Here is a 4,212-nt window from a genome sequence, read left to right on the forward strand (position 1 = left end):
CCTCCGGCGCCGCGGGGTCGAGGCCGACGAAGTCGGCGCCGAAAAGTAGGGTAGTCGCCATGACAGTCGCCCGCCCTGCCGAGTCCGTGAACGCGGTGATCAAGGCCTACGACATCCGCGGTGTGGTCTCCGACCAGCTCGACGCCGATTTCGTCCGGGACACCGGTGCCGCGTTCGCCCGGTTGATGCGAGGTGAGCAGGCACGGCGCATCGTCGTCGGGCACGATATGCGCGCCTCGTCCCCCGAGCTGGTGGCGGCTTTCGCCGAGGGCGTGCGCGCGCAGGGCCTGGATGTGGTCCATATCGGGCTCGCGTCCACCGATGAGCTGTACTTCGCCTCCGGCCGGCTCGACTGCCCGGGCGCCATGTTCACCGCCAGCCACAATCCGGCCCGCTACAACGGCATCAAGCTCTGCCGTCCGCGAGCGCTGCCGGTCGGTCAGGACACCGGTCTGGCGGCCATCGCCGAGGAACTGGTGACAGGGGTACCGGGTTACGACGGCGAGCCCGGTACTGCCACCGAGGTCGACCTGCTCGACGATTACGCCGCATTCCTGCGCGACCTGGTGGATCTGGGCGGTATCCGGCCGCTGACCGTGGCGGTGGACGCCGGAAACGGGATGGGTGGGCATACCGTCCCCGCCGTCCTCGGCGCGCTGCCGCAGGTCACGGTCGTACCGCTGTACTTCGAGCTGGACGGCAGCTTCCCCAACCACGAGGCCAACCCGCTCGATCCGAAGAATCTGGTGGATCTGCAGGCACTCGTCCGCGAGTCGGGGGCCGATATCGGTCTGGCCTTCGACGGCGACGCCGACCGCTGTTTCGTGGTCGACGAACTGGGCGATCCCGTCTCGCCGTCGGCCATCACGGCGCTGGTCGCCGAACGAGAGCTCGCCAAGGAACCCGGGGCCACCATCATCCACAATCTGATCACTTCCCGGTCGGTACCGGAGCTGGTGACCGAACTGGGCGGTAATCCGGTGCGGTCGCGGGTGGGTCATTCGTTCATCAAACAATTGATGGCCAGTTCCGGCGCCGTCTTCGGCGGGGAGCACTCCGCGCACTACTATTTCCGGGACTTCTGGGGCGCCGATTCCGGCATGCTGGCCGCTCTGCACGTACTCGCGGCCCTGGGCGAGGACAAGCGGCCCGTTTCGGAACTGATGTCCTCCTACACCGCCTACGCCGCCTCCGGCGAGATCAACTCGACCGTCGACGACGCGGCCGCGCGCACCGGCGCTGTGCTCGACGCGTTCGGCGGACGCGCGGTCGCGGTGGACCGGCTCGACGGCGTCACCGTGCAACTACCGGACCACGCCTGGTTCAACCTGCGCGCTTCCAATACCGAACCGCTGCTACGACTCAACGTCGAAGCCAGGTCGCAGGAGGAAGTAGACGCACTCGTGACCGAGATCCTGCGCATCGTCCGCGCCTGACTGGAATAGTGGAAATACACACCGTGGATTCGCCCGTTCCAGACCCGGTGTCCACGACGCGGGCGGTCGCGGCCGAGACCGACAACAGCGCGATGAGGGGAGGTGCCACGCCCGATGATCGCTGACACCCCGGTACTCGATCTGGACGATGCCGCAATGCTCGAAGCCGCCGATACCGGCGGCGCCCTCCGTTCGGCTGCGTCCGGTGGCGCCCAGGTGCGTGCCACCGCGGCAGCCGTGGCAGAAGGGGCACTCACCCGGCTCGACGGTTTGCGCCCGCGAAGTCTGCTGCTGGTCTCCGGCTCCGGGCGGGCCGCCCGGGCCGCCGCGCTACTCGTCGCGGCGCTCGGTGACCGGACCGGTCTGCCGCTGGTCCAGGTCACCACCGTGCCCTCCTGGGCCGGTCCGCTGGACGTGGTGCTGGTGGCCGGTGACGACGCCGGCGATCCACGGCTCATCGATGCGGTCGACCGCGCGCTGCGCCGCGGCGCGGAGGTGGTCGTGGCGGCACCGGACGAAGGGCCGCTGCGTGCCGCCGCGGCCGGGCGGGCCGCGCTGCTCGCGCCCCGCATCCCGGTACTCGACGAGAACCGGCTGCTGCGCTACCTCGGCATCGGCATCGCGGTCCTGCGAACCATCGATGGGCACCGCAGCGCCACCTTCCTGCCCGAACTGGCCGAACTGGCCGATGTCCTCGACACCGAGGCCCTGCGCGACGGCCCGCAGCACGAGGTCTTCCACAATCCCGCCAAGAATCTGGCCGCGCGGACCCAGCAGCGCGGACTCATCCTCGCCGGTGACACCGAAGCCACCACCGGGCTGGCGGTGCACGCGGCCGAGGTGCTGCTGCAATCGGCGGGCCGCACCGCGACCGCGGTGGACCTCACCGTCGCCGTGACGGCGTTACCCCGTCTGGTGAACGCCGCCACTGCGGCCGCGCCGGACTACGATCCGCTGTTCCACGACGAGCAACTCGACGGACCGCCACCGGTGGAGAAGAAGCGGATCTTCGTGTGTAGTACCGACTCCGATCTCGTCGCGGCGCGCCGCCGGATCGCGGTATTCGGTGGGGCGGGCGGCGGCACCGTGGACGCCGACCTGGTCACCGCCGAGCTCGAAGCGATCTCTGCCGACCCCGCCCGCGCCGGATCGGCGGAGCCCCAACCGGTACCCGCACCGATCGGCGGTGAACTGGAACGTCTCGCGGTGCTCGCGCTGCGCTGGGAGATGGCGGCGGCCTATCTGCGGCTCATCGGTGGCCGGGCGATCGCGGCGAGCGATCCGGACAGCTACGACGGGGGACACTACTAGTGCACGAACTAGTGGGTGCGCTGCGCTCGTACGCCTGGGGCTCACGCACCGCGCTCGCCGAACTCTGCGGACGCCAGGTCCCGTCGGCGCATCCGGAAGCGGAATTGTGGTTCGGTGCCCATCCCGCCGATCCCGCCCACCTGCGCACCGACGACGGCACCCGGTCGTTGCTGGAGGTGGTGTCGGAGAACCCCGGCGAGGAACTCGGTGCCGCCGCCACGCGGTTCGGTGACCGGCTGCCGTTCCTGCTGAAGATCCTGGCCGCCGAGGAACCGCTGTCGCTGCAAGCCCATCCGAGCGCGGAACAGGCACGGTCCGGTTTCGCCCGGGAGAACCGCACCCGGGTGCCGCTCGATTCCCCGATGCGCAACTACCGCGACGACAGCCACAAACCCGAACTGGTGGTCGCGCTGGAGAGGTTCGAGGCACTCGCCGGTTTCCGTGACCCGTTACGCACCGTGGACCTGTTCCGGGCGCTGGATGTCGCCGAACTCGCCCAGTACGCCGACCTGCTTGCCGCGCAACCCGATTCCGACGGCCTGCGAACCCTGTTCACCAGCTGGATCACCCTCCCGCCGACCGTACTGGACACCCTGCTGCCGACCGTACTGGACGGCTGCGTGCGGTATCTGTCCGGTTCCGAACGCGAATTCGCCGCCGAAGCCCGCACCACCCTGGAACTGGCCGAAGCCTATCCCGGTGACGCCGGTGTGCTGGCCGCGATGCTGCTGAACCGGATCACCCTGCAACCCGGTCAAGGCCTGTTCCTCGCCGCCGGGAATCTACACGCCTACCTGCACGGCGTGGCCGTGGAGCTCATGGCCAACTCCGACAACGTGCTGCGCGGCGGTCTCACGCCCAAACACGTCGATGTCCCGGAACTGCTGAAAGTGCTGGATTTCGAACCGATCGACCTGCCTCTGGTCCTCCCCCGGCCCGCCGGTGACGGTTCCGTCCGCTACCCCACCCCCGCTCCCGAATTCGCGCTGCGCCGCTTCGACCTCACCGCCGGATCCGCCCTGGTGCCCCTGACCGACGCGGGCCCGGGCATCGTGCTCTGCACAGCCGGTTCGGCCCGCCTACTCGACGGCGATTCGAAGGTCACGCTGACCCGCGGCTCGGCGGCGTGGATTTCGGCGACGGACAAGGACATCCGCGCCCAGGCCACCGACGAACCCGCCACCTTGTTCTGCGCCTGCGTAGGCGCTGTGTGAATCAGGGGAGCCGGTCCACCGGATAGTGCCCGTCCGGGGGGACGAACTCGGGCGCCGGAGTGTTCGCGGGGACACGGTGTCTGCCCAGTGTTACCGCGGTGATCGGCGTCAACCCAGCCGGCAAAGGTGAGAGGTGGACCTGCTCGCAAAGGTGAGAAGTGGGCCTACTCGCAAAGGTGCTGTGTTTTTTTGGCGCCGCCTGCGGCGCCGCGGGGTTGAGGCCCCCTTGGTCTCGCCGTTTCGGCCTCGAG

Annotated in this window: 3 protein-coding genes; all 3 read left to right on the forward strand. The window is 69.3% G+C overall.

Annotated features, from left to right (window positions below; genetic code table 11):
• Nucleotides 1-59: 59 nt before the first annotated feature.
• The 3 genes from ACLML9_RS27985 to manA all read left to right on the forward strand — a co-directional run bounded on the left by ACLML9_RS27985 (nucleotide 60) and on the right by manA (nucleotide 3,961).
• Nucleotides 60-1,436 (forward strand): phosphomannomutase/phosphoglucomutase, encoded by a 1,377-nt coding sequence (locus tag ACLML9_RS27985; protein ID WP_411948306.1) that lies wholly within the window; start codon nucleotides 60-62, stop codon nucleotides 1,434-1,436.
• 114 nt (nucleotides 1,437-1,550) lie between these two features.
• A complete protein-coding gene (locus tag ACLML9_RS27990; protein ID WP_411948307.1) occupies nucleotides 1,551-2,747 on the forward strand; it encodes a tobH protein in 1,197 nt (398 codons plus the stop codon).
• A complete protein-coding gene (gene manA, locus ACLML9_RS27995) occupies nucleotides 2,747-3,961 on the forward strand; it encodes a mannose-6-phosphate isomerase, class I (protein ID WP_411948308.1) in 1,215 nt (404 codons plus the stop codon). Before ACLML9_RS27990 ends, manA begins: the two co-directional genes overlap by 1 nt.
• Nucleotides 3,962-4,212 lie beyond the last annotated feature (251 nt).

Source organism: Nocardia sp. NPDC002869, from assembly GCF_046764065.1.
GTDB classification, from domain to species: Bacteria; Actinomycetota; Actinomycetes; order Mycobacteriales; family Mycobacteriaceae; genus Nocardia; species Nocardia rhamnosiphila.